The sequence below is a fragment of the Photobacterium piscicola genome (genome assembly GCF_900166965.1).
Lineage (GTDB): Bacteria > Pseudomonadota > Gammaproteobacteria > Enterobacterales > Vibrionaceae > Photobacterium > Photobacterium piscicola.
The window spans coordinates 1-725 of sequence record NZ_FUZI01000056.1 but is presented as its reverse complement, the minus strand read 5'-3'; the positions used below and the strand labels follow the sequence as shown (position 1 = coordinate 725).

Annotated in this window: 1 rRNA gene; it reads right to left on the bottom strand. The window is 41.9% G+C overall.

Annotation, left to right across the window (positions count from 1 at the left end):
* Positions 1-474, bottom strand: a 23S ribosomal RNA gene (locus tag CZ809_RS20885); the annotation flags it as partial.
* Between the last annotated feature and the right edge of the window lie 251 nt (positions 475-725).

Genomic DNA, 725 nt, shown 5'->3' with positions numbered 1-725 from the left:
GGTTCTTTTCGCCTTTCCCTCACGGTACTGGTTCACTATCGGTCAGTCAGGAGTATTTAGCCTTGGAGGATGGTCCCCCCATGTTCAAACAGGATATCACGTGTCCCGTCCTACTCGATTTCACTAATAATGCATTTTTGGTTACGGGGCTATCACCCTGTATCGCGGAACTTTCCAGAACCTTCACCTAACGCAGAACTAGCTTAAGGGCTAATCCGGTTTCGCTCGCCGCTACTACCGGAATCTCGGTTGATTTCTCTTCCTCGGGGTACTTAGATGTTTCAGTTCCCCCGGTTTGCCTCATTAACCTATGTATTCAGTTAATGATACTTGCTTATGCAAGTGGGTTTCCCCATTCGGAAATCCCAGACTCAAGAGGCTTTTACTGCCTAATCTGGGCTTATCGCAAGTTAATACGTCCTTCATCGCCTCTGACTGCCAAGGCATCCACCGTGTACGCTTAGTCACTTAACCATACAACCCCAAGAGGTTTCGTATGTTCAAACAACCAAGGTTTGCGTTTAATAATTCGATCAAGAAAATATTAAACATTGGTTTTTCGCCGGACTCATTTATTTGTCTTCACTTTAAAAAGTGAAAGCAAACACAGACACTTGAATGTGTGTTGTTTTGAGAACTCGTTTTTATTCAAAGAATAAAAACATTTTTAAAATTAATCTTTCGATTAAATTTACTAGTCAGCTTTCCAGATTGTTAAAGAGCAT